Genomic DNA, 22,951 nt, shown 5'->3' with positions numbered 1-22,951 from the left:
CTATCGCTGATAGGTGACCCTGGAGAAGAACCTTTCACTGATAGATTTTGGGGTGATGAGCATGCCGGGGGTTTCGGGTACGACATCTCTGCGGGTCCTCGTCGCGGGCGGCGGGATCGCGGGGCAGGCGGTGGCCTTCTGGCTCGCCCGGGGCGGGCACCGGGTGACCGCCGTCGAACGCTCCCCCGCGCTGCGGGCCACCGGCGCCCAGGTCGACCTGCGGGGTCAGGGCATCGAGGCCGTCCGGCGGATGGGGTTGCTCGACGACGTCCGGGCCAAGCTGGTGGACGAGAAGGGTGTCGCCTTCGTCGACGCCCGGGGCAAGGCCAAGGCGACGATCATGGCCAACACCTCCGGGCGGGGCCGCCAGACGCTGACGTCGGAGTACGAGATCATGCGCGGCGACCTGGTCCGCATCCTCAACGACGCGACCAGGCACGACGTCGAGTACGTCTTCGGCAAGGGCGTCGAGGGGTTCGAGCAGGACGAGCGCGAGGTCGTCGCGCGCTTCTCCGACGGCACGTCCGGCACCTTCGACCTGCTGATCGGCGCCGACGGGCAGGGCTCGCGCATCCGCCGGGCGATCCTGCCCGCGGGCTCGGACCCGTACCGGCGGCTCGGCATCCACATGGCGTACTGGTTCGTCCCGCGCGTCGAGTCCGACGGTGACATCCGGGACACCTACCTGGTGCCGGGCGGCCGCCAGATCATGCGCCGCAGCCACAGCCCGGCCGAGACCCAGGTCTACTTCGTGCTGCGCGAGGAGTCCGAGGCGGCGTCGGCGATCCACCGGGCGCCGGTCGAGCGGCAGCGGGAGTTCTGGGCGGGCAGGTTCCGCGGCGCCGGGTGGCAGACGGAGCGCTTCGTCGAGGGCATGCGGAGCAGCCCGTTCTTCTACTCCCAGGAGGTCGTGCAGGTGCGTACCGACACCTGGTCGCGGGGCCGCGTGGTCTTGGTCGGGGACGCCGCGCACTGCGCCTCCCCCTACAGCGGCATGGGGGTCTCCGGCGGCTTGGTCGGCGCCCACGTGCTGGCCGCCGAGATCAACCGGTGCCCGGACGACCTGCCGACCGCGCTGGCGAACTACGACACCGCGCTGCGGCCCTTCGTCGACGAGATCCAGGCCGAGGTGAATCCGCGCCTGCTGCGCCTGGGCTTGCCGGTGTCCCGGTTCGCGGTCAACGCCTTCCAGGCGGTCACCGCACTGGCGTGCTTCTTGCGCGTCCCCGACCTGGTCGCCCGCTGGTCGACGGACGATCGCGGTGGCGACTGGCGACTCCCCGCGAGCCCCGCCCCGCTGGGTGTCGGTCGTTCGACGGCGGGCTAGCCCGCGTTGCGGGCCTTGCGGCGCTGGGTGAGTTCGTCGTCGGCGGGCGGGGGGATCTCGACGCCGTCGGCGCGTTCGGCGGGGAACTCGTGGATGGTGCCGGTGATCTCGCGGATGGCGCCGCTGACGGCGATGCCGAACACGCCCTGGCCGCCCTGCAGCAGGTCGACGACCTCCTCCGGCGACGAGCACTCGTAGACCGTGGTGCCGTCGCTGAACAGGGTGATGTGCGCGAGGTCGCGGACGCCGCGTCTGCGCAGGTGGTCGACCGCGACGCGGATGTTCTGCAGCGACACCCCGGTGTCCAGCAGCCGCTTGACGACCTTGAGGACCAGGACGTCCTTGAACGAGTAGAGCCGCTGCGACCCCGAACCCTGGGCGCTGCGGACGGTGGGCACGACCAGCCCGGTGCGGGCCCAGTAGTCCAACTGCCGGTAGGTGATCCCGGCGATCTGGCACGCGGCGGGACCCCGGTAGCCGACGAGCTCGTCCGGCAGCGAGGCGTCCGGGAACAGCTCACCCTGCTCTGGAGTACCAGCCCCGACGGGACCTTCCTCGAACACGCCTGCCTCCCCTCGTCCGGCCACCCACAGGCCGGCGAACGAGACCGCCCGTTCCGCTCTGGGGAACCGTCGGCCGAGCGCACCGACCCCCCGCCGCTCCCGTCACGGGAGTGACGACCGGGCGATCCGCTCGTCCCTGACGGTAAGACGGGCGCGCGGGGAGGTCAACGCGACGCGCGGGTGGCGCGGGGCCGGTTACGTGTCCGCGCCGCGGAAGTCCTCCGGCGAGACCGAGTCCAGGAACTCCCGGAACTTCTCGACCTCGTCCTCCTGCTCGTCCGGGATGATCAACCCGGCCTCCTGCAGCACGGCGTCCTCGGCGTGGATGGGCACCCCGACGCGCAGCGCGAGCGCGACCGAGTCGCTGGGCCGGGCGGAGACCCGCACGTCGCCGTCGAAGACCAGCTCGGCGAAGAAGGTGCCCTCGCGCAGGTCGGTGATCCGGACCTGCTCCAGTTCGCGGCCGAGCGCGCCGATCACGTCCTTGAGCAGGTCGTGGGTCAGCGGTCGGGCGGGCCGCACGCCCTGTTGCTCGAGGGCGATGGCGGTCGCCTCCACCGATCCGATCCAGATCGGCAGGTACCGCTCTCCCTCGGTCTCACGCAGCAACAAGATCGGCTGGTTGCCGGGCAACTCCACCCGTACTCCCACGACGCGCATCTCGCTCATCGGGCTCGCCTCCCTCCGCTCGCTGGGGCCTCGGCGTCCCGTCCCCTCGAGGATCGCTCATCGCCTACATCGACGCTACCCGCCATCCGGCCCCCACGCCCGCCTATCCAGATCGTGATCAGATCACAATGGGCGCCCCGGCGACCACCGGACTAGCGGCCGGTGACCCCGCGCAGACCGGCGCGCACGAGTAGTGAGTGCAGGGTCAGCGCCAGGGCGGCCAGGTCGTCCGCGATCTCGTCGGCGCGGGCCCGGGCGGCGGGGTCGCGCTGCCGGTACAGGGGCGCCACGACCTGTTCGACCAGGCCGACCTCGCGGTCCGCGGCGGCCCGGAAGGCCCGCAGGTGCCGGGCCTCGATGCCGTACTCGGCCAGGCCCGCGGCGGTGCGCGCGACGGCGACCGCGTCCGGGTCGAACGCGCCGTCGGGGCGGGCCCGCAGGAGCCCGTACTGCTCCAGGTCGAGCAGGGTGTCCGCGCCGATGCCCGCGCGGTCGAGCAGGTCGGCGCGGCTGAGCGCGACCCGCCCGTCCGGGTCCGCAGGTGGTTCGGCGGGCACCGGGGGCAGGCCGCGCAGCGGGCGGGCCACCGCGGCGACCTCCCGCGGCGGGCCGCCCGGGCGGTCCAACTGCTCCTTGATCACCTTCAGCGGCAGGTAGTGGTCGCGCTGCGCCGCGAGTACGAAGCGCAGGCGCGCCACGTCCGCCTCGGTGAACCGCCGGTAGCCCGACGGCGTGCGATCCGGGCTGACCAGCCCCTCCGCCTCCAGGAAGCGGATCTTGGAGATGGTCACGTCCGGGAACTCCGGCCTCAGGTGCGCCAGCACCGCGCCGATGCTCAGCCCGGCACGCTCGGGCCGACCGGCAGCCGTCACGGCAGTCCCTAGGCCCCCGCGCCGGGGCCGGTGAGGAACACCAGGCGGAACTTGCCGATCTGCACCTCGTCGCCGCCCGCGAGCACGGCCTGGTCGACCGGCTCCCGGTTGACGTAGGTGCCGTTGAGGCTGCCCACGTCGATCACCACGAACTCCCCGCCCTCGCGGCGGAACTCCGCGTGGCGGCGGGAGACGGTGACGTCGTCGAGGAAGATGTCGCTGTCGGGGTGCCTGCCCGCGCTGGTGGTGTCGCGGTCGAGCAGGAAGCGCGACCCCGCGTTCGGGCCGCGCTTGACGACCAGCAGCGCCGATCCGGTCGGGAGGGCGTCGACGCCCGCGACCGCGGGTTCCGGGGCGGGGGCGGGTTCGCCGCCGCCCTCGGTGAGGAAGTCGGCCCGGAAGACCGAAGTCCGCTCCGGAGACTGCTCCGGCGGGACGCCGGGCCCGTCGTTGGTGCTCACCTGAGCTCTCCTCCTGCTGGTCATTTCCGCTGAACAGTTGCCAACGTACCGTGCGCGATCAGGCGCCGGACCGGTGGTCCCCCCTGCGGCGGACCGCGCGGGGCGGCGCGGAGGAAGATCGTCTCACGTTCGGCGCGGCGCGCTCACGCCGCGGTGATCGACTGGTATGCGTCCGCGTCGAGCAGGGCCTCCAGCGCGTCGGGGTCGTCGACCTCGACCTCGTAGAGCCAGCCCTCGCCGTACGGGTCGGAGTTGAGCAGGTCGGCCTGCTCGGCCACGGCGTCGTTGACGGCCACGACCTCGCCGGACACCGGCGCGTACAGGTCGGCGGTGTCGTCCGCGTCGACCTCGCCGACCGCGGCGCCGACCTCGACCCGGTCGCCGACCTCGGGTAGCCGCACGGCCGCGACCTCGCCGTACTGCTGCTGGGCGTACTCGGTGACGCCGACCCGGACGAGCACGTCGGTCTTGGTCGCCACCCACGCGTGCTCGTCGGTGTAGCGGAGTTCTTCGGGGATCACTCGCCTGCCCTCTTTCGCCGACCGGCGCCGATTGCGACCGGCCGGTGCCGATCACGGTGGCGCAGAGCTTAGGGGGCTCGACCTACCCCTGGACGGGCACCGGCGCGGGCAGTCGCAGAGCCGCCCGCGTCTGCACCACGTAGAGCAGTCCGGACCACAGGAACAGCAGTCCGCCCCAGACCACGAAGGCGTACGCGACGGGCCGCACGACGGTGGCGAAGTCGGATCCGCCCTGGGCGAAGAGCAGCAGCGGGAAGGCGTACATCAGGTTGAACGTGGCGGCCTTGCCGACGTAGGTGACCTCGGGCGGGGCGAACCCGGCCCGGCGCAGCCGCAGCAGGCACCCGGCGACCAGCAGGTCGCGGCCGATGAGCAGGGCGGCGACCCACCACGGCACTATGTCGCGCAGCACGAAGGCGACGATGGTGGCCAGCGTGTAGAGCCGGTCGGCGGCGGGGTCGAGCAGCGCGCCCAACCTGCTCATCTGGTTCAGCCAGCGGGCGATCTTGCCGTCGAGCCAGTCGCTGAGGCCGCTGAACATCAGCACGGCCAGTGCCCAGCCGTCGGCCTCGGGGCCCAGCAGCAGGTACAGGAACAGCGGCACACCGGCCAGGCGCAGGACGCTCAGCGCGTTGGGGATCGTCCACACGCGATCGGGCAGCTCTTCTACGCGCGCGGGGTCAGCCATGCCGGGAAGCCTAGGACACCCCAGGTCGCGGTCTTGCGGGCGCGGCGCCCCACTGTCCCCCAGTCGGGCGCCGCCACCCGGGTGACTAGCTCGCTAGGCGGTGCGTGGACCAGCCTTGGCGCTCCAGCGCGGCCGGGGTCATCGACCGGGGCCGCCCGAAGGCGTCGAAGCCGACCCAGTGCGCGCCGCCGCCGGTGTACTCGAGGACGAACGCGTGTCCCTGGCTCCACACCACGCTGCACGGGGCGGTGGGCAGGGTGGGGGTGGAGCCGGTGTCGTTTCTCACGGTTTCGGTGCTCATGGTCGTTACCTCCGATCCGGACGTCGGCGAGACGACGGGCCTCGTTAGCCGTTCCCCAGCGGGAAACGGGTGCGATTCCGTTGGAGGTCAGTGCGCGAACTCGTCGACCAAGGCCTCGCAGAACGCGGGCAGGTCGTCGGGCTTGCGGCTGGTGAGCAGGGTGGAAACGCCTTCGCCGCGGTCGACGACGAGCTGCTCGTCGACCCAGTCCGCGCCCGCGTTGCGCAGGTCGGTCCGCAGGCTGGGCCACGACGTGACGCGCCTGCTGCGGACCACGTCGGCCTCGACGAGGGTCCACGGGGCGTGGCAGATCGCGGCGACCGGCTTGGCGGCGTCGAAGAACGACTTGGCGAACGCGACGGCACCGGGGTCGGTGCGCAGGAAATCGGGGTTCGCCACGCCACCGGGCAGCACCAGCCCGTCGTAGTCGGCCGCGGACACCGCGTCGGCGACGCGGTCGACCGGGAAGGTGTCGGCGGGGTCGAGGTGGTTGAACGCCCGCACCTCGCCCTCCTCCGTCGACACCAGTTCCGGTTGCCCGCCCGCCTGCTCGACGGACTTCCACGGCTCGGTCAACTCGACCTGCTCGATGCCCTCCGGTGCGACCAAGAACGCGATCTTGCGGCCGGTGAGCGCTGCCATGTCGGATTCCTTCCACTCGGGTACTCCAGAGGTGTGCCCATCTCCACCGATCTCAATCACGGGCCGTGTCCCGACCCGGGCGATACCGTCGAAGTGCAGCAGGTGCCGCTGAAGGGAGACTGGCGTGGGACTGGTCGGTCGGTTGTCCGGGGTGGTGGGGGCGGCGCACGTGCTGACCGACCCGGACGTCGTCGCGGGCCACGCGGTGGACTGGACCGGTCGCTTCCGCGGCGCGGCGGGCCCGGTGGTCCGGCCCGCGAACGGCGACGAGGTCTCGCGGGTGTTGGCGGTGTGCCGCGAACTGGGTGCGGCCGTGGTGCCCCAGGGTGGCAACACGGGTCTGGTCGGCGGCGGGATCCCTTACCGCGGCGAGGTCGTGCTCAGCACGACCCGGCTGGCGGAGTTGGGGCCGGTCGACCCGGTGACCCGTCAGGTGACGGCGGGCGCGGGGGTCACGCTGGCGGCGCTGACGGCTCACGCGCGAGCGGCGGGCATGGACTTCGCCGTCGACATCGCGTCGCGGGACAGCGCGACCGTGGGCGGGATGGTGGCGACCAACGCGGGCGGGCTGAAGGTGTTGCGCTGGGGCGCGATGCGGGAGCAGGTGGTCGCGGTCGAGGCGCGGTTGGCCGACGGCCGGGTGGTCGGCCCGCACGGTCTGCCCAAGGACAGCACCGGCTACGACCTGGCGGGCGCGCTGGTGGGCAGCGAGGGCACGCTGGCGGTGATCACGTCGGCGCGGCTGCGGCTGGTGCCCGCGCTCGCCGAACGGGCCACCGCGACGCTGGCCTTCGACCGCACCGAGGACGCCGTCGCGGCCATCGGGGCGTTGCGCGCGCTGCCGTCGCTGACCTCGGTCGAGGTGTTCTTCGACGACGGCCTGCGCCTGGTGTGCGCGCACCGCCGGGTGGCGCCGCCGTTCGCGGTCGCGCACCCGGTGTACCTGCTGGTGGAGTGCGCGGCCGACGCGGACCCGACCGAGGCCCTGGGCGAGGTGGTGGCGGGCCTGGCCGGGCTGCGGGACTCGGCGTTGGCGGTGGACGAGGCGGCGCGGCGGGTGCTGTGGACGCACCGGGAGGCGCACGCGGAGGCGATCAACGCGCTGGGCCCGCCGGTCAAGCTGGACGTCGGCGTGCCGCCGGGGCGCGCGGCGGAGTTCGAGCGGGACGTGCGCGCGGTCGTGGCGGAGGCGGCGCCGGGCGCGCGGCTGGTGCTGTTCGGGCACCTCGCGGAGGGGAACTTCCACGTCAACGTCGTGGGGGTGGCGCCGGAGGCGGAGGCGGACCTGGTCGGGCGCGTGCTGGCGGCGGTCGCGCGGCGCGGCGGGACGATCTCGGCCGAGCACGGGATCGGGGTGGCCAAGGCGCCGTGGCTGGGGCTGACCCGGTCCGCGCCGGAGCGAGAGCTGTTCGCGGCGATCAAGCGGGCGTGGGACCCGACCGGGCTGCTGAACCCCGGGGTCCTGGTCGGTGTTGCCGATTCGGCAAGAGAACTCGCGCACCCGGCCGACCCGGTCGCATCATCGGTTCGTGACTGAAACCCACCCGCACCACCACGACCACTCGGCGCGGCGGCAGATGCCGGACACCGACCAGGGCACGACGGAGTTCTGGGAGGAGTTCTACGGCCAGCGCGACCAGGTCTGGTCCGGCAACCCCAACCGGCTGCTCGTGCGCGAGGTCGAGGACGAGCCCGCCGGTCGGGCGCTGGACATCGGCTGCGCCGAGGGCGGCGACGCGGTGTGGCTGGCCCGGCGCGGCTGGCGGGTGACCGCGGTGGACGTGTCCGCGACCGCGCTGGCCCGCGCCGCCCGGCACGCCGCGGAGGCGGGGGTGGCCGAGGCGATCCGGTTCGAGCGGCACGACCTGGCCGAGTCCTTCCCGGACGGTGCGTACGACCTGGTGTCCGCGCAGTACTTCCACTCCCCCGTCGCGCACGGCACCGAGCGCGCGGACGCTCTGCGCCGCGCCGCCGAGCTGGTCGCGCCGGGCGGGGTGCTGCTGATCGTCGGGCACGAGGGCTGGCCGTCGTGGCAGGAACCGCACGACTTCCACCTGCCGACGACGGCCGAGGTGCTGGAGTCGCTGGCACTGCCGGACGGCTGGCTGGTCGAGGTGCAGGAGACCGTCGAGTCGCCCGCGCACGGGCCCGACGGCGAGCACGGCACCCGCGCGGACAACGTGCTGAAGCTGCGCCGGTCAGCCCCGTAGGTCGGGGAAGTCCTCTTCGCGGTGCTCGCCGCCGGACGGTTCGGCCGCCCGGGCGCGCAGGTCGACGCGGCGGATCTTGCCGGAGATCGTCTTGGGCAACTCGGCGAACTCCAGGCGGCGGATCCGCTTGTAGGGGGCCAGGTGCGCGCGGGCGAAGGCGAGGATGTCGCGCGCGGTCGCGGCGGTCGGCTCGTGGCCCGCGGCGAGCACCACGTACGCCTTGGGCACGGCCAGCCGCAGCGGGTCGGGCGAGGGCACCACGGCGGCCTCGGCGACGGCCGGGTGCTCGAGGAGGACGCTCTCCAACTCGAACGGGGAGATGCGGTAGTCCGAGGCCTTGAAGACGTCGTCGGCGCGGCCCACGTAGGTGAGGTAGCCGTCGGCGTCGCGGGAGCCGACGTCGCCGGTGTGGTAGCGGCCGCCGCGGGTGACCTCGGCGGTGCGCTCCGGGTCGTCGGCGTAGCCGGTCAGCAGGCCGACGGGCTCGTCCGCCAGGTCGACGGCGATCTCGCCCTCGTCGGCGGGCTCGCCGGTGACCGGGTCGACCAGCACCACGGTGAACCCCGGCAGCGGCCTGCCCATCGAGCCGGGCCGCACGGGTTGGCCGGGGGTGTTGGCGACGAGCACGCTGGTCTCGGTCTGGCCGAAGCCGTCGCGGAGGGTCACGCCCCACCCCTCGGCGACGCGCTCGATCACCTCGGGGTTGAGCGGTTCGCCCGCGCCGACGGCGATCCGCGGCGGGGTCTTCAGCGCGCTCAGGTCGGACTGGATCAGCATCCGCCAGACCGTGGGCGGGGCGCAGAAGCTGGTGACGCCGCACCGGTCCATCACGGACATGAGCGCGGCGGCGTCGAAGCGCGCGTAGTTGTGGACGAAGACGGTCGCCTCGGCGTTCCAGGGGGCGAAGACGTTGCTCCACGCGTGTTTCGCCCAGCCGGGCGAGGAGATGTTGAGGTGGACGTCGCCGGGGCGCAGGCCGATCCAGTACATCGTGGACAGGTGGCCGACCGGGTAGGAGACGTGGGTGTGGCGCACCAGCTTGGGGCGGGCGGTGGTGCCGGAGGTGAAGTAGAGCAGCAGCGAGTCGCCCGCGTGGGTGACGGCGTCGGGGGTGTACTCGTCCGAGGCCTGGTCGGCGTCGGTGTAGGCGACCCAGCCGTCGACGGGGTCGCCGACGGCGACGCGCGTGTAGTCGCCGGGGACGTCGTCGAACTTGGCGGTGTCGGCGGAGCGGGCCACGACGTGCCGGGCGTTGCCGCGCTCGACCCGGTCCCGCAGGTCGGCGGGGGCGAGCAGGGTGGACGCCGGGATGATCACCGCGCCCAGCTTGATCGCGGCCAGGATCGTCTCCCACAGCTCGCCCTGGTTGCCCAGCATCAGGACCAGCCGGTCGCCGCGCGCCACGCCGAGACCGCGCAGCCAGTTGGCGACCCGCGCCGAGCGGCGGGACAACTCGGCGTAGGTCCAGCGCCGCTCGGCGCCGTCCTCCTCGACGATCCACAGCGCGACGCGCTCGGCCGTCGGCGACTCGGCGGCGACCGCGTCGAACCAGTCCAGCGCCCAGTTGAAGGTGGCGAACCGGGGCCACTCGAAGCCGTCGCGGGCGGCCCCGTAGTCGTCGCCGTACTCGACCAGGAAGTCGCGGGCGGCTCGGAAGGCGGCGGTGGCCTCGGCACTCACGTGCGGTCCCCCTCGTGGGTCGGCGGTGGTCCGAGCCTGCCCCACCGGCGATCACGCCGCCAGCCCCCCGCGCCTACCGGCCGCGGAACTCCGGCGGCCTGCGCTCCAGGAACGCCCGCACGGCCTCGCCGAGGTCGTCGCTGGGCAGGAAGGCGGCGTTCCACGCGGAGACGTAGCGCAGTCCCTCGGCGACCCGGCGCTCGCGCTCGTGGCCGAGGACGTCCTTGGTGCCCTGCACGACCAGCGGCGGGTTCACGGCGATCTCGGCGGCGGTGGCGCGCGCGGCGGCGAGGACCGCGTCCCGGTCCGGGTGCACGTCGTTGACGAGCCCGATGCGCAGGGCGCGCTCGGCGTCGATGTCGCGGCCGGTGAACGCCAGCTCGCGCAGGTGGCCCTCGCCGATGACGCCCGCGAGGCGCTGGAGGCTGCCGAGGTCGGCGACGATGGCGACCTTGACCTCGCGCAGGCTGAACTTGGCGTCGGCGCTCGCGTACCGGATGTCGGCGGCGGCGACCACGTCCAGGCCGCCGCCGATGCACCAGCCGCTGACCGCGGCGATCACGGGCTTGCGGCAGGCTGCCACGGCGGTGACGGCGTGTTGCAGTGCGCGGACCTGGTCGAGGAAGCGGGTGCGCGGGGCGGCGAGCGCGCGGTCCTCCAGCAGCTCACCCCAGGACGGCATCATGGCGGGCAGGTCGAGGCCGTACGAGAAGTGCGCGCCGCTGCCGGTCAGCACGATCGCGCGCACCTCCGGGTCGGCGTCGAGGTCGGCGAACACCTCCGGCAACTCGCGCCAGAAATCCGGGCCGAGCGCGTTGCCCTTGCCGGGGCCCAGCAGCGTCACCTCCGCCACGAAATCGGCGATCCGCACGTCCAGCGACACCAGTTCCTCGGTCATACCGTGATATTACTTGTGGGTAACCGATGGCCTGGTGCGGCCCGGTTCCCCCGATCGTGTGGCCCCGCGTTGCCCGGATCGGGCGGGTGACCGGGGTAGGTTCCTCGCCAGCCGGGTAGCAAGGGAGAGCAGATGGCGGACCAGAGCGTGATGTCCACGCCGATCTTCGACGAGTTGCTGCGCGAGATGACCGAGAGCGCGGCGGCCGAGGCCAAGGCGGAGGAGGCCGGGACGCCGACCCCGCCCGCACAGCCCAGCCAGGGCGGACGGCGCCGGGCCCGCGCCAACTGAGCCCGCCACGCCCCCGGCGTGCGGCAGCGCTCCCATCCCCGCGGCGTCCCCGCGCGCGGTGCCAAGCCATTTGACACGGTTGGTCCGCATTCAGAGACTCGCTGTATGGACATGGGGGATTCACGCTCGACCTTGCACGGGATGCGCGCGCTCGCGCACCCGCTGCGGATGCGAATTCTGTCCTTGGTCACCGATCGCGCGATGAGCGCGGCCGAGGTGGCCAGGGAGCTCGGCGACAGCCAACCCAACATCAGCTACCACCTGCGCAAGCTCGCTGATGCCGGGTTGGTCGGGATCGTCGAGGAGGTGGCGATCCGCGGCGGGATCGCCAAGCGCTACCGCCACGACCCGCCCGCGGTCGCCGCGCCGCGCGGCCCGGACGAGGAGACGATGCTGGCCAGGGCGCTGGCCGCCGGGCTCGGGACGCGGACCGCGCAGCGCAAGCGCGGGCCGTCCGAGACGTTGACCGACGCCGAGCTGTGGGTCGACCCGCAGGTGTGGCAGGACCTGGTGGAACACGTCCGGAGCCTGAGCCTGCGGTTGCACGACGCGGCCCAACCGCCGCGCACCCCGGGCACGGTCCGGGTCAGCACCACCATCTCGATGTTCGAGATGGACTGCCGGTGACCTCGGCCGGGATGTTCGTCCCGCTGCGCGAGCCCATGTTCCGCCGTCTCGTCCTCGGTCGGGTCACCACCTACACCGCCAACGCCGTCGCGCCGGTCGCGCTGGCGTTCGCGGTGCTGGACCTGACCGGCTCGGTCGCGATGCTCGGACTGGTGGTCGGCGCGCGCTCGATCACCAACGTGGCGCTCCTGCTGCTGGGCGGCGTCCTGGCCGACCGGCTGCCCCGCGGGGTCATCCTGCAGGGCGCGAGCCTGGCCGCGGCCGCCTCCCAGGCGGCCGCGGCGGCGGCGGTGCTCCTGGGGTTCGCCTCGGTGCCGCTGCTCATCGTGCTGAGCGTGGTCAACGGCGCGGTCTCGGCCGCGTCGTTGCCCGCCGCCTCGGCGCTGACACCGCAGACCGTGCCGCCGTCCCTGCTCCGCCAGGCCAACGCCCTGGCGCGAGTGGGGACCAACACGGCGATGATCGCGGGCGCCTCGCTGGGCGGCATGCTGGCGGCCTTGCGCGGCCCCGGCTGGGCCATGGTGGGCACGGCGGTGGTGTTCCTGCTCGCGGCGTTCTTCTACGCGCGGGTCGACGCGCCGGAGATCGCGGCGTCCGAGCCCACCCGGCCGCTGAAGGACCTGCGGGTCGGGTGGTCGGAGTTCGCGTCGCGCACGTGGCTGTGGTCGGTCGTGGTGGCGTTCATGGTCGTCAACGCGGCGGTGGTGGGCGGCATCCAGGTGCTCGGACCGTCCATCGCGGACGCCACGTTCGGCAGGCTGGCGTGGGGTTTCATCCTGGGCGCGCAGACCATCGGGGCGCTCGTCGGCGGGGTCGTGGCCAGCCGCTGGCAGCCGCGGCGGGCGCTGCTGTACGGGACGGCGCTGGTGGGCGTCGAGGCCGTCCCGCTGCTGGTCCTGGCGCACGCGCCGGAGGTCGTGCTGCTGCTGGTCATCATGTTCCTGGGCGGGATGGCGATCGAGCAGTTCGGCATCGCCTGGGACGTCTCGTTGCAGGAGAACATCCCCCAGGACCGCCTCGCCCGGGTCTACTCCTACGACGCGGTGGGGTCGTTCGTGGCCATCCCGATCGGGGAGATCGCGGTCGGACCGCTGGCCAACCACTTCGGCACGGCGGCAACGCTGACGGCACTGGCCATCCTGGTCGTGGTGGCCACCACGGGGGCTTCCGCGACCCCCAGCATCCGGGCTCTCCGCCGCCTGGACCAGCCGGTCACCGCGTAGTTCAGCAGGTCGCGTCCGGTTCCACGCAGACCGAGTCGGCGGGCGCGTTCGTCGCCAGCTTGCGCAACAACTCCCTGAGGGTCGCCCGCTCCCGCGCGGCCAAGGGCGCGAGAACCTCGTCCTCGACCCGCCGCAACGCCTCGACGACCTCCGCGTACCGCTCTCCCCCGTGCTCGGTGGCCGACAGGAGCCGGGCGCGCCGGTCGGCCGGATCGGGACGCCGCTCGACGAGCCCGGCGCGCTCGAGATCGTCGATCAGGTAGGTCATGACGGTCTTGTCCATGCCCAGGCGGTGCGCCAACGTCTGTTGACTGCGGGCCTCGCCGAGGACGGCGGAGGTCAGGACCTGGTACCCGCGGGGCCCACCGGGCACCCCGGCCAACACGCGCTCGGCGGCCCGCACGTAGCCCCGGAAGACAGCCCCCAGCGCCCAGCCGAGATCGGCTTCAACGGCGGCGGAAGGGTGCACCACCACAGTTTACGCCCGCGACCACCCACCCGACCCACCACGATGACACGCCTCGCACCCTGGCACTCACCCACCAGGCGGCGGAGCCCGCGGCACTACCGCCGCCTCCCGCGCTGCTTCGCGACCGGTTTCCCGCGGTCCGCGTGATCGCGGCCGAACCACCGGCCGACCTCATGCCGCAGGCGACGGAGTCGGCTCGGACTTCGCGGTCCTCGCTCACTTCCGGCTCTCCTTCCGGACGACGGTGCGGTACACGTCGAGCAGGGGTGAATCACGGAGCAGTTCGCGCGCAGGTGGAAGGCCTCTCGCTGGCGGGGTCGAGTGTCGACAGGATCCTCGTGACGTCGAGCCGGAGCACCGCCTCGCGCTCAACCCGGTCGGCGAGCCGGTCACCGAGTTGCCGGTCCAAGTGGTCCTGGACGGTCTCCGCCCCGGCACACTTTTCGGGGGGAGACTTGCGATACCAGTCGGCCACTCGACGGTTCACGATCGTGGCCAGCAGCGCGGCGGTTTCCGTGCCTCGATGTGGACGTCGTACCCGCGGAAGAACGCGGCCCATGCCTCCTGGGCGATGTCCTCGGCCGCCTTGGAGTCGGCGACCCGGTTGCGAATCATCTGTTTGACCAACCCGGCGTGCTCGTGGAAGAAGGCCCGGCGTGCCTGCGCCGGATCTCGCTTCGTCCGTTCCTCATCGGTCACCGCTCGACGTGCTCCGGGAGCGCGCCGATGGTGATCGACCACCGGCTGCCGTCGCGCTCGCTGACCGACACGTGGGCGATCCGATCGCCGACCGCGAACGTGGCGGCCACCGCCGACATCGTGTGGTGCCGCTGACGCGCGAGCGCCACCTGACCGTTGACCTGCACGATCACCCCGGGTAGTTGGCTCAGCCGAGCGCAGCTGGGCGCCGGATCGCTGGGGCGGGCGTTGTCCACCGACTCGTTCATCGAGTTCCTTCCTGCGGGCACGTTCGACAGGTATGTCGCGAGTCGACGCGGTTTCGTCCGGCCGCACCGCGGGTCCGGCGGGAACACCGGTCCAGGCCCTGGCGGGCGCGGTCGGCGGCGCGCCGGTGCCCGCCCCAAGCGATCACGGCCCGGTCAATCGACCGTTGACGTCGGCTCGAGATCCAGGGCCAGTGCGAGGGCGGTGGCGATGTGGTCGGCGTGGGCGGGCAGGTGGTGGGTGAGCCACTTCGCGGCCAAGGCGTGGAAGGCGGTGAGATCGCGCGCTACTTGGGTGAGCAGGTGGCGGCATTCGGCGATCGGTAGGTCGATCGTCGGGCTGTCGTCGGTTTCCGTGTCGGTGGTCAGGCGGATGAGGTCGCCGTGGCGTTCGGCGTGCGGGCTGGGGTCGTGGCCGAAGTCGGCCCAGCCGGTCCCCTCGACGACGTGGCGCAGGCCGCGCCAGGCGTCGGTGCTTGAGCAGCAGCCCGGGGTGAACACGACGCCGGTGGGGCTGACTGCCCGGAGGCCGCCTGGTGCCACGGCGGAGGCGGGGTTGAGGGCGAGGATGCCGTACAGGTACGACCCGAGTGGGTCAGAGGGGCGGGTGCGGCTGTCCTGGGGTTCGACGTCGTTGTAGCCGATGAACCGCATCATCGCCGTTCCGACCTCGGCGGGTGTCAGGTCGCCGCCGAGTTCCAGGTGTCCATCCTCGGACTTGACGACCGACCACAGATCGAAGCCGCCAGGTGGGTAAACCTGCAGGACAGGCCGCATTGTGGTCATGGCGGCGAGTGTTGTGCATCTCCCGGGACCCGCGCTGCCGGTTTTCCCCTGGACGGCGCGGTGGTCTGCGTGGAAGATAGTCTGTAGTACAGACGATCTGGATTGAAGACTTTCCTTGAGGGGATGCCATGACTTTGCTGCGCGTCGACAGCTCGATTCGCGTCGAAGGGTCGGTCAGCCGGGCGGTGGCGGACACCGTGGTCGACGGATGGCGGGGCGCGGTGCCCGGCGGCCGGGTGGTGCGCCGCGACCTCGCCGACGGCCACATCGGCGGCGGCGCCTGGGCCAACTCGCTGGCCGGGCGGGCGTTGGGTGAGCGGGAGCGGACCGGGGCCCAGCGGTCGGCCATCGCGCTGGCGACGGCGGTGGCGGACGAGCTGGCCGCGGCGGACTCGATCGTGGTCGCGACGTCGCTGTACAACTTCGGCGTGTCGCAGCACGTGAAGGCGTGGGTGGACCTGCTGATCACGGACCCGCGGTTCGCACCGGGCAGCGCGCCGCTGACGGGCAAGCCGCTGGCCCTGGTGATCGCCCGCGGCGGCGGCTACGGCCCCGGCACCCCGCGCGAGGGGTGGGACCACGCGACGCCGTGGCTGGTGCGGATCTTCCAGGACGTGCTGGGGGCGGAGGTGTCGGTGGTGGCCGCGGAGCTGACGCTGGCCGAGGTGAACCCGGCGATGGCGGACCTGGTCCCGCTGGCCAAGCAGTCGACGGCCGCCGCGCACGACCTGGCCGCCACCACCGGTCGCGCCTTCGCCGACCGCGCCAGGGTCGCCTGACCGCAGACCACCTGGCATGGCAAGGGTTTCGACATCCCCGGACGCGGACACAACGCGGCGGTCGGGAAGTCACCGCTGTCGCGCACTGCCGACGGAGCGGCACGGGTATGCGGGCCGCTGAACGATCGGCGGTATGCCGGGTGAGGTGCGCGGGTCGTCGGCGAGGAAACGGCCGGCGACGACGATTCCGCTGTTGATGTGCGCATGGCCGCGTCGGGCGGTGGTTGTCGCGACCAGACCTGTCCGGAAACGCCGCGCGCCTTGATCACCGGGTGCGGTCGACTGCGCGCCGATGCGTGTGTGGCGCGGTCGGGTCGCGCGGCCAGTCCTGTCCGCGATGCTCAGGATCCGGTGTGTGGTCGAGGGACTGAGCGGGCAGCAGGCCCAGCGGCGAGTCGACCGACCTGCCGTTCGACACGATTCGGACCGCCCAACGGGCAGGACGACCGCACCGCGAAGACCACGGTGTGGACTCCGGGCTTCCACCGAGCAGGCGCGGGGTCAGGGCGACGCGGGAGAACCGGGTGGCAGGACAGGAACATCAAGGCGAGGTGCCGTGTGCCAGGGTCTCGGGCACCGCGTCGACAGCGCGGCGCGATGCGGTAGCGCGGGTAGCGCGATGACTCCGGGCGTTGGTGGGCGGTTGCCCACCAACGCCCGGAGCGGTGTCGGTCAGCCGATCCCGGCGGCGTCCATGCCGCGCAGTTCGCGTTTGAGGTCGTGGATCTCGTCGCGGAGGCGGGCGGCCAGTTCGAACTGGAGGTCGCGGGCGGCGTTCATCATCTGGTCGGTCAGCTGCTGGACCAGGTCCGCCAGTTCGGCGCGCGGCATGGACTTGACGTCGCGGTCGGCGGCGACGACGCCCGCGCTGCGGCCCGGTTCGCCGGTGGCGCGCTTGCCCCGGGAGGTGTTGCGGCCCGAGCCGCCGATGGGGACCGCGTCGCCGCTGTCCTCGGCCTCGGTGTAGACGCGGTCGAGGATGTCGGCGATCTTCTTGCGCAGCGGCTGCGGGTCGATGCCGCGTTCGGTGTTGTACGCGGTCTGCTTGGCGCGCCGCCGGTCGGTCTCGTCGATGGCGTGCCGCATCGAGTCGGTGATCTTGTCCGCGTACATGTGGACCTGGCCGGACACGTTGCGGGCCGCGCGGCCGATGGTCTGGATCAGCGAGGTGCCGCTGCGCAGGAAGCCCTCCTTGTCCGCGTCGAGGATGGCGACGAGCGACACCTCCGGCAGGTCGAGGCCCTCGCGCAGCAGGTTGATGCCGATCAGCACGTCGTAGTCGCCCGCGCGCAGCTGGCGCAGCAGCTCGATGCGGCGCAGGGTGTCCACCTCGGAGTGCAGGTAGCGCACGCGGACGCCGAGTTCGAGCAGGTAGTCGGTGAGGTCCTCGGCCATCTTCTTGGTCAGCGTGGTGACCAGGACCCGCTCGTCGCGCTCGGCGCGGACGCGGATCTCGTGGACCAGGTCGTCGATCTGGCCCTCGGTCGGCTTGATGACGACCTCCGGGTCGATCAGGCCGGTGGGCCGGATGACCTGCTCGACGAACTCGCCGCCCGCCTGCCCCATCTCGTACGGGCCGGGGGTGGCCGACAGGTACACCGTCTGGCCGATGCGCTGGGTGAACTCCTCCCAGGTCAGCGGCCGGTTGTCGACCGCGCTGGGCAGCCGGAAGCCGTGCTCGACGAGGTTGCGCTTGCGGGACATGTCGCCCTCGTACATGCCGCCGATCTGCGGGACCGTCACGTGCGACTCGTCGATGACCAGCAGGAAGTCGTCCGGGAAGTAGTCGATCAGGGTGGCGGGGGCGGTGCCCGCGCCGCGGCCGTCGATGTGCCGGGAGTAGTTCTCGATGCCGGAGCAGAACCCGACCTGGCGCATCATCTCGATGTCGTACGCGGTGCGCATGCGCAGCCGCTGCGCCTCCAGCAGCTTGCCCTGCCGCTCCAGCTCGGCCAGCCGCTCCTCCAGCTCGGCCTCGATGCCGACGATGGCGCGTTCCATCCGCTCGGGCCCGGCCGTGTAGTGGGTGGCGGGGAAGATCCGCAGCTCCTGGCACTCGCGGACGATGTCGCCGGTGAGCGGGTGCAGGTAGTACAGCTTGTCGATCTCGTCGCCGAAGAACTCGATGCGGATGGCCAGTTCCTCGTACGCCGGGATGATCTCCACCGTGTCGCCGCGGACCCGGAAGGTGCCGCGCGCGAAGGCGATGTCGTTGCGCGCGTACTGCACGTCGACCAGGGCGCGCAGGAACAGGTCGCGGTCGAGCTCCTCGCCGGTCTTGAGGCCGATCGAGCGGTCCACGTAGGACTGCGGGGTGCCGAGGCCGTAGATGCAGGACACCGAGGCCACCACGATCACGTCGCGGCGGGAGAGCAGGCTCATCGTCGCCGAGTGGCGCAGCCGCTCGACGTCGTCGTTGATCGACGAGTCCTTCTCGATGTAGGTGTCGGTCTGCGGGATGTACGCCTCGGGCTGGTAGTAGTCGTAGTAGCTGACGAAGTACTCGACCGCGTTGTCGGGGAAGAAGTCGCGCAGCTCGTTGGCCAGCTGGGCGGCGAGGGTCTTGTTGGGCGCCATGACCAGCGTGGGGCGCTGGACCCGCTCGATCAGCCACGCGGTGGTGGCCGACTTGCCGGTGCCGGTGGCGCCGAGCAGGACGACGTCCTCCTCGCCCGCGCGGACCCGCCGCTCCAGCTCGTCGATGGCGGCGGGCTGGTCGCCCGCGGGCTGGTAGTCCGCGGCCATGCGGAACTTCCCGTCGGCACGGGGGATGTCGCCGACGGGACGGTGCTCGGAGTGCGCCAACACGGGGTGCTCGGTCGGAAAGGCCACGCCCTGAGGCTACGCCCGCCCCCCGACAATCCCGGACGAGCTGTCCACAGCCCCCTCGCGAGCCGGCAGCCCTGGCGGCCCACCCACCACAAGGCCCACCCACCACAAGGCCCACCCACCACAAGGCCCACCCACCACGGGGGCCTCCACTTTCGCCATTCTACCGGCTTGATCAGGGAAAAGGGCTTGAGTCGATCTTGCCTGTGGACAACTCCTGTCGCTCAGGCGGGTGAACCACAGGGCGTCAGCCGCAGTCGCAGCAACACCCGTCGCAGCAGCAGCCGTCGCAACCGTCGCAGCCGCTGCAGCAGTCGCAGCTGCCGCAGTCGCAGTTGCTGCACCAGCCGGACTTGGGTTCGCCGGTCCACGGGTCGTGGTAGGGGTCGGCGCAGCAGTACTGGCAGGTGCAGCAGAGGACGAGGGCCACACCGCAGCCGGCGGGGCCGCTGCGGCGCTTGCCCCAGCGGGGCGGTTCCGGCTTCGGCGGCTGGTTGGGGTTGGGGGGCTGCTGGTGCGGGGGCTGGCCGGGGTGGCGGTGGCCGTGGGGGGTGCCCGCCTGCCGGTGGCCGAAGGTGCGGGTGACCGCGGCGGACAACTCGTGGACGAGCAGCGCGTGCACTAGGCCGTCGTCGGCGAACTCGGCTTCCTTGAGGGCCAGCTTGACGCCGAACACGGCGTCGTCGCAGAGCCTGCGGGCCTCGGTGAGCGGGGTCGCGGTGGCCGCGAGCGGGTTCCACGCGCCCGCCGCGGCGTCGTCGTCGAGGTCCTCCACGGCGTCGAGCAGGTGCGCGACGCGACCGAAGAGGCGCCCGGCCTCGGTCAGCGGCGCGACGTTGCCCGGTCGACCGGAGAGCACCGCGGTGTGCGCGAAGGCGGCGGCGGTCGCGGTCTCCGTCGGCTCGGTGGCCAGCAGGACCGACGAGCCCGACGGCAGGCCGGACTCCAGCTCGGACTGGCGGTCGACGGCGTCGAGCAGGACCGCGGTGGCGAACCCGACGCCCTCCCCGGTGCGCGCGCCCTGGCCCGCCCAGCGCTTGGCGACCCGGCGGGCCACGCCCGCGATCGGGGCGCGGGCGAAGGCGCCGTCGCGGTCGGCGACGTGGTCGCGGACCTTGGCGGAGGCGAGCACCAGGGACACCGCGGCGGCCAGCTTGGCGCCCGCCCCCTCGGCGACCGGCGCGGACCGCATGCCGCGCAGCGGGCAGGGCCCGGCGATGCGGCGACCGCCGACCGTCGGGGACTGCGCCTCTACGAGCGCGGAGATGACCAGACCGTCGTAGTTGGTCACGGTGCGCGCGAGGTGGCCGTGGTCGTCGCGCAGCGCGAGGCAGAGCCCGCACAGGTGCGCCATCCACGACGTCTGCAGAGTGGGCGACAGGCGGTGGCGACAAGGCCTAATGATCCCGAACAACGCTGGCTGACCTTCCGACGACGCGTACCCCGACCGGGGCGGGAGCTTAGTCGCGCGTCACCCGTACGGGGGTAGAAAATCAGCCAAAAGGTCTGTGCTGTGACCGGGGGTCGTGGGCACGATGGCGGCATGCTGCCGAACCACGCCATCCCGGTGCCCCCGGCCCGCGGTCACGAGCTCGCGCACGAGGTCCACCCGCCCAAGGTGGAGCTGTTCGACCCGGCGGCGATGACGAACACGGACCCGAAGGGGTACGTGCGGCGGGTCGACGTGTTCCGGGTCCACGACCACGGCCTGTACATGTCCCGCCCGGTCGAGGGACACGCGCGGATCGCCCACTTCGAGTCGCTGGTGTTGCCGGACGCGGGCCTGCGGGTGTCGAAGTGGCGGGGCAGGCCGGGGGTCGACCTCGGGCACGACTACTACATCGACGTAGTGGACGTGAGCGGCGCGGGCGGCGGGGTGTGGATGACCGTCGACCTGTACCTGGACGTGCTCGTGCGCACCGGCCGCGACCTGCGGGTGGAGGACTCGGACGAGCTGCTGGCGGCGCTGCGCGCGGGACTGCTCGACGTCTCGGCGGCGCGGCGGGCGATGGAGCGCGCGTACGCGGTGGTGGACGCCGTGGCGCGCGCGGGGTACGACGTCGACGCGTGGCTGACCAGCGCGGGAATCCCCGTGCCGTGGGAAACCCACTAGTGGCGGACCGGGTGTGAGGTCAACTGTCCGTCAGGGGTTCGTGGCCGCGTTCGCCGGAAAGATATCGGAGAGCGCACGACTCGTTACATAACGAATCGACCCCGAAGATCACGGAGCGCACCTCCGCGACTACGCTCTGGCCGCGTGGGCACGACGATCACTCCCCAGCTGGTCGACATCGTCGACACGGTGACGGCGGTACGCAGCTACTCCTCCGGCATGACCCGCGCGTTGCGGACCTGCCAGGTGGAGCGGTGGGGGTTGCGCATGGAGTGCCCCACACCGGAGGACCCGTTCTACGACTCCGAGGTCACCTGGCTGCTCCCCCAGCTCAACCTGCGCCTGACCCAGTCGCGCCCCCGGTCGCGGCACGCGCGCGGCGGGCCGAGCGTGCTCACCGCGGTGCGGGTTCTGCGCGACGGCCGGACCTGGCGCACGACCGACCTGCTGCTCGGGCTCGCCGCCCCCGGCGGGACGACGGCGCGGATCGTGCGGTCGGAGGAGTTCGCGGCGGCGGTGGCCGGTCGGGTGCTGCGGGTCGGCGACGCGGACCTGGCGCTGTGCACGGTGCACCAGACGCTGGAGGAGCTGAGCCGCTTCCGGCACGACCTGTCGTCGTGGCTGGCGTACAAGCACGTGTTCGAGGTCTGGCCGCCGTTCTAGGAGGTCGGCGCGGTGCTCGCGCCGTCGGGGGTGACCAGGAAACGCTGGTCGGCCTGGTCGGCGCACGGCCGCAGGGTGATCCCGGCGCCGTTCCCGGTGCCGTCGACGGCGACGCAGTCCCCGCTGTCGGCTTGGCGCACCCGGTAGTCGTTCGACTCGACGGCGAAGCGCTCGACGCGGAACAGCTGCTCCCGCCGGTTGGCCGAGCAGGAGTCCTGGGGCTCCAGCAGTCGCCCGTCCTTGACGTTGATGACGGTCAAGCACCCCAACACCTTTTCGACGGGGTGCTCCCACTCGATGTGGACCAGGTCGCCGTGGGCGGGTTTCAGCAGCGTGCGCGGGCCGGGCGCGGCGCACGAGTCCTGGACCACGACCTCGCTCCCGTACCGCTGCGCGCGGTCGTGGCCCGCGGTGACGCATAGGTCCGGCGTGGAGAACGGGTGGATGACCACCCAGAAATCCGCCTGGGACACGGCCAACACGGGTTGGGTCGGCACCGGCCCCGCCGGTTTTCCCGTACCGCCTTCGGTTTCTCCCGGCGACAACGCGTAGATGGCCCCCGCCGCCAACACACACCCGACCCCGCCCAACGCGAAGAGGCGCTTGGCGCGCCCACGCGGCGCCTCGACGGGCAGAGGTTCCGGAGCGCTTTCCGGTTCCGCGGGGACCACTGGCAGCGGGCCGACCGCGAGGCGTTCGTAGGTCTTCATCCACGCCGCCAACCGCGGTTCCTCGCCGCACGCCCGCAGGAACGTGCCGACCTGTTCCGCCCGGGGCAGCACGGGACGCCGGAGCATGTCGGCCACGGTGCTGCGGGCGAGTACGGCTCCCCGCGCCCGAGCAGCGCTTTCCAGTTGCCTGAGGGTCAAACCAGAGCGTTGTCTCAGTTCCCGCATCGCCGCCATGAACTCCGCGACACTGCGGATGCCCTCGGGATCGAGAGGTGCCTGCTGCACGCGTACACAGCGGGCAAGGTGATCGAGGCCAAGTGGGGCGACCGGCAGGGCTGGGGCGTGTCCATCGACATGGGCGGCGGCTACAAGACCTACTACTTCCACATGACCGCCGAGCCGAAGGTCAAGGACGGCCAGAGGGTCAAGCAGGGGCAGTTGCTCGGCTACGTCGGTGACACCGGCCAGGCCAAGGGCAACCCGCACCTGCACTACACCGTCACCAAGGACGACAAGGGCATCAAGCCCGTCTTCAACGGCAAGACCCAATGCCGGTCGGTTAGGTGGTTTCGGCTGGTCGGCGGCGGTGTCGGGTCTTGCTGGGCGGGGTGAGGGTGATGTTCGAGTGAGGTGGTCGGCTGTTTCGGAGTTGTTGTCGGTGTCGTGCGCGTTTGACCGGGAAGTTGCTCATTTTCCGTTTGATCACCCGCGGGTAGCTCCGGTG

27 protein-coding genes are annotated in these 22,951 nt (G+C 72.3%); 10 read left to right on the top strand and 17 right to left on the bottom strand.

Annotated features, from left to right (window positions below; genetic code table 11):
- Window positions 1–55 precede the first annotated feature (55 nt).
- Window positions 56–1,327, top strand: coding sequence for an FAD-dependent monooxygenase (locus CLV40_RS36170; RefSeq protein ID WP_245931811.1), 1,272 nt, complete (start codon window positions 56–58; stop codon window positions 1,325–1,327).
- Here CLV40_RS36170 and CLV40_RS36165 read toward each other — a convergent pair.
- The 8 genes from CLV40_RS36165 to CLV40_RS36130 form a co-directional block, all read right to left on the bottom strand.
- Window positions 1,324–1,890, bottom strand: a complete 567-nt coding sequence (locus CLV40_RS36165; protein WP_104483546.1) for a MerR family transcriptional regulator — start codon at window positions 1,888–1,890, stop codon at window positions 1,324–1,326. The genes CLV40_RS36170 and CLV40_RS36165 overlap by 4 nt on opposite strands.
- A gap of 195 nt (window positions 1,891–2,085) precedes the next feature.
- Window positions 2,086–2,559 (bottom strand): bifunctional nuclease family protein, encoded by a 474-nt coding sequence (locus CLV40_RS36160; protein ID WP_018683607.1) that lies wholly within the window; start codon window positions 2,557–2,559, stop codon window positions 2,086–2,088.
- A gap of 152 nt (window positions 2,560–2,711) precedes the next feature.
- Window positions 2,712–3,431, bottom strand: a complete 720-nt coding sequence (gene ftsR, locus CLV40_RS36155) for a transcriptional regulator FtsR (protein WP_104483545.1) — start codon at window positions 3,429–3,431, stop codon at window positions 2,712–2,714.
- 8 nt (window positions 3,432–3,439) lie between these two features.
- Window positions 3,440–3,892 carry a glycogen accumulation regulator GarA gene (gene garA / locus CLV40_RS36150; RefSeq protein ID WP_104483544.1) on the bottom strand — a complete coding sequence of 151 codons (453 nt, stop codon included), beginning with the start codon at window positions 3,890–3,892 and terminating at the stop codon, window positions 3,440–3,442.
- A gap of 143 nt (window positions 3,893–4,035) precedes the next feature.
- On the bottom strand, window positions 4,036–4,413 hold the full coding sequence (gcvH, locus tag CLV40_RS36145; RefSeq protein ID WP_104483543.1) for a glycine cleavage system protein GcvH: 378 nt from the start codon (window positions 4,411–4,413) through the stop codon (window positions 4,036–4,038).
- A gap of 82 nt (window positions 4,414–4,495) precedes the next feature.
- Entirely contained in the window at window positions 4,496–5,101 is a 606-nt protein-coding gene (gene clsA, locus CLV40_RS36140; RefSeq protein ID WP_104483542.1) for a cardiolipin synthase ClsA, read from the bottom strand.
- An 85-nt stretch (window positions 5,102–5,186) separates the two neighbouring features.
- Window positions 5,187–5,402: a hypothetical protein gene (locus CLV40_RS36135; RefSeq protein ID WP_104483541.1), complete on the bottom strand. Its 216-nt coding sequence runs from the start codon at window positions 5,400–5,402 to the stop codon at window positions 5,187–5,189.
- Between the two features lie 87 nt (window positions 5,403–5,489).
- Window positions 5,490–6,044: a type 1 glutamine amidotransferase domain-containing protein gene (locus tag CLV40_RS36130; protein ID WP_104483540.1), complete on the bottom strand. Its 555-nt coding sequence runs from the start codon at window positions 6,042–6,044 to the stop codon at window positions 5,490–5,492.
- 124 nt (window positions 6,045–6,168) lie between these two features.
- On the opposite strand from CLV40_RS36130, the gene CLV40_RS36125 reads away from it, so the two are divergent.
- Together CLV40_RS36125 and CLV40_RS36120 are read left to right on the top strand one after the other, a co-directional pair.
- Complete coding sequence (locus CLV40_RS36125) at window positions 6,169–7,581, top strand: FAD-binding oxidoreductase (RefSeq protein ID WP_104483539.1); 1,413 nt, start codon at window positions 6,169–6,171, stop codon at window positions 7,579–7,581.
- 40 nt (window positions 7,582–7,621) lie between these two features.
- Complete coding sequence (locus CLV40_RS36120) at window positions 7,622–8,254, top strand: SAM-dependent methyltransferase (protein WP_104483552.1); 633 nt, start codon at window positions 7,622–7,624, stop codon at window positions 8,252–8,254.
- Here the strand turns inward: CLV40_RS36120 and CLV40_RS36115 are convergent.
- Together CLV40_RS36115 and CLV40_RS36110 are read right to left on the bottom strand one after the other, a co-directional pair.
- A complete protein-coding gene (locus CLV40_RS36115; protein WP_181043970.1) occupies window positions 8,243–9,934 on the bottom strand; it encodes an AMP-binding protein in 1,692 nt (563 codons plus the stop codon). The genes CLV40_RS36120 and CLV40_RS36115 overlap by 12 nt on opposite strands.
- Before the next feature lie 73 nt (window positions 9,935–10,007).
- Window positions 10,008–10,832 carry a crotonase/enoyl-CoA hydratase family protein gene (locus CLV40_RS36110; RefSeq protein ID WP_104483537.1) on the bottom strand — a complete coding sequence of 275 codons (825 nt, stop codon included), beginning with the start codon at window positions 10,830–10,832 and terminating at the stop codon, window positions 10,008–10,010.
- Between the two features lie 132 nt (window positions 10,833–10,964).
- On the opposite strand from CLV40_RS36110, the gene CLV40_RS38680 reads away from it, so the two are divergent.
- The 3 genes from CLV40_RS38680 (at window position 10,965) to CLV40_RS36100 (ending at window position 12,973) form a co-directional block, all read left to right on the top strand.
- Window positions 10,965–11,123, top strand: a complete 159-nt coding sequence (locus tag CLV40_RS38680) for a hypothetical protein (RefSeq protein ID WP_181043969.1) — start codon at window positions 10,965–10,967, stop codon at window positions 11,121–11,123.
- Between the two features lie 141 nt (window positions 11,124–11,264).
- On the top strand, window positions 11,265–11,750 hold the full coding sequence (locus CLV40_RS36105; protein WP_245931810.1) for an ArsR/SmtB family transcription factor: 486 nt from the start codon (window positions 11,265–11,267) through the stop codon (window positions 11,748–11,750).
- An 11-nt stretch (window positions 11,751–11,761) separates the two neighbouring features.
- A complete protein-coding gene (locus tag CLV40_RS36100) occupies window positions 11,762–12,973 on the top strand; it encodes an MFS transporter (protein WP_104483551.1) in 1,212 nt (403 codons plus the stop codon).
- 1 nt (window position 12,974) lies between these two features.
- On the opposite strand, the gene CLV40_RS36095 is transcribed toward CLV40_RS36100, so the two are convergent.
- The 4 genes from CLV40_RS36095 to CLV40_RS36075 form a co-directional block, all read right to left on the bottom strand.
- Entirely contained in the window at window positions 12,975–13,442 is a 468-nt protein-coding gene (locus CLV40_RS36095) for a MarR family winged helix-turn-helix transcriptional regulator (protein WP_245931809.1), read from the bottom strand.
- 483 nt (window positions 13,443–13,925) lie between these two features.
- Window positions 13,926–14,141 carry a sigma factor gene (locus CLV40_RS36085; RefSeq protein ID WP_104483533.1) on the bottom strand — a complete coding sequence of 72 codons (216 nt, stop codon included), beginning with the start codon at window positions 14,139–14,141 and terminating at the stop codon, window positions 13,926–13,928.
- Window positions 14,138–14,389 carry a hypothetical protein gene (locus CLV40_RS36080; RefSeq protein WP_104483532.1) on the bottom strand — a complete coding sequence of 84 codons (252 nt, stop codon included), beginning with the start codon at window positions 14,387–14,389 and terminating at the stop codon, window positions 14,138–14,140. Before CLV40_RS36080 ends, CLV40_RS36085 begins: the two co-directional genes overlap by 4 nt.
- Window positions 14,390–14,542: 153 nt before the next feature.
- On the bottom strand, window positions 14,543–15,172 hold the full coding sequence (locus tag CLV40_RS36075) for a hypothetical protein (protein WP_104483531.1): 630 nt from the start codon (window positions 15,170–15,172) through the stop codon (window positions 14,543–14,545).
- Window positions 15,173–15,300: 128 nt separating this feature from the next.
- Between CLV40_RS36075 and CLV40_RS36070 the strand changes: the two genes are divergently transcribed.
- Complete coding sequence (locus tag CLV40_RS36070) at window positions 15,301–15,951, top strand: FMN-dependent NADH-azoreductase (RefSeq protein ID WP_104483530.1); 651 nt, start codon at window positions 15,301–15,303, stop codon at window positions 15,949–15,951.
- A 672-nt stretch (window positions 15,952–16,623) separates the two neighbouring features.
- Here the strand turns inward: CLV40_RS36070 and uvrB are convergent.
- Together uvrB and CLV40_RS36060 are read right to left on the bottom strand one after the other, a co-directional pair.
- Complete coding sequence (gene uvrB, locus CLV40_RS36065) at window positions 16,624–18,783, bottom strand: excinuclease ABC subunit UvrB (protein ID WP_104483529.1); 2,160 nt, start codon at window positions 18,781–18,783, stop codon at window positions 16,624–16,626.
- A gap of 244 nt (window positions 18,784–19,027) precedes the next feature.
- The gene (locus tag CLV40_RS36060; protein ID WP_104483528.1) at window positions 19,028–20,194 is read right to left on the bottom strand and encodes a DUF5685 family protein; all 1,167 of its coding nucleotides are present in this window, start codon (window positions 20,192–20,194) and stop codon (window positions 19,028–19,030) included.
- 129 nt (window positions 20,195–20,323) lie between these two features.
- Here CLV40_RS36060 and CLV40_RS36055 point away from each other — a divergent pair, with 129 nt between their 5' ends.
- Both CLV40_RS36055 and CLV40_RS36050 read left to right on the top strand, forming a co-directional pair.
- A complete protein-coding gene (locus tag CLV40_RS36055) occupies window positions 20,324–20,893 on the top strand; it encodes a DUF402 domain-containing protein (RefSeq protein ID WP_104483527.1) in 570 nt (189 codons plus the stop codon).
- A gap of 144 nt (window positions 20,894–21,037) precedes the next feature.
- Entirely contained in the window at window positions 21,038–21,556 is a 519-nt protein-coding gene (locus tag CLV40_RS36050) for a ribonuclease FAU-1 family protein (RefSeq protein WP_104483526.1), read from the top strand.
- Here the strand turns inward: CLV40_RS36050 and CLV40_RS38675 are convergent.
- Window positions 21,553–22,353 carry an RICIN domain-containing protein gene (locus tag CLV40_RS38675; RefSeq protein ID WP_181043968.1) on the bottom strand — a complete coding sequence of 267 codons (801 nt, stop codon included), beginning with the start codon at window positions 22,351–22,353 and terminating at the stop codon, window positions 21,553–21,555. The two genes, CLV40_RS36050 and CLV40_RS38675, sit on opposite strands and share 4 nt — an antisense overlap.
- A 57-nt stretch (window positions 22,354–22,410) precedes the next feature.
- On the opposite strand from CLV40_RS38675, the gene CLV40_RS38670 reads away from it, so the two are divergent.
- Complete coding sequence (locus CLV40_RS38670) at window positions 22,411–22,839, top strand: peptidoglycan DD-metalloendopeptidase family protein (protein WP_281261707.1); 429 nt, start codon at window positions 22,411–22,413, stop codon at window positions 22,837–22,839.
- Window positions 22,840–22,951 lie beyond the last annotated feature (112 nt).

Origin of the sequence: Actinokineospora auranticolor, assembly GCF_002934265.1 — a bacterium.
Classification (GTDB): domain Bacteria; phylum Actinomycetota; class Actinomycetes; order Mycobacteriales; family Pseudonocardiaceae; genus Actinokineospora; species Actinokineospora auranticolor.
The sequence above is the reverse complement of the archived record's forward strand: the minus strand, read 5'-3'. Positions and strand labels throughout refer to the sequence as shown.